This window comes from Citrobacter sp. TBCS-14 (assembly GCF_005280805.1).
Classification (GTDB): Bacteria; Pseudomonadota; Gammaproteobacteria; order Enterobacterales; family Enterobacteriaceae; genus Citrobacter; species Citrobacter gillenii.
The window spans coordinates 253-484 of sequence record NZ_SZWM01000595.1; the positions used below are offsets into that span (position 1 = coordinate 253).

Consider the following 232-nt stretch of genomic DNA (forward strand, 5'->3'; position numbering starts at 1 on the left):
GCGTAGTGGCCTGTATGCTGATGTTGGCGCTGGCGGGGTGCGATAATAACGATAAGCCGTCGACGACGGCAAAAAATGATACGCCCGCCCCACAGACCACACCGGCAAAAGATCCGGCGCAATTACAAAAGCTGATGCAGCAAAGCCAGGGCAAGCCGTTGACGCTGCTGGATGCCTCAGAAGTCCAGTTGGATGGTGCGGCGACGCTGGTGCTGACTTTTTCTATTCCTCT

At 56.0% G+C, this 232-nt stretch carries 1 pseudogene; it reads left to right on the forward strand.

Annotated features, from left to right (window positions below):
• Positions 1 to 232 (forward strand): annotated as a pseudogene (locus tag FDX22_RS20155) (alpha-2-macroglobulin); the annotation flags it as partial.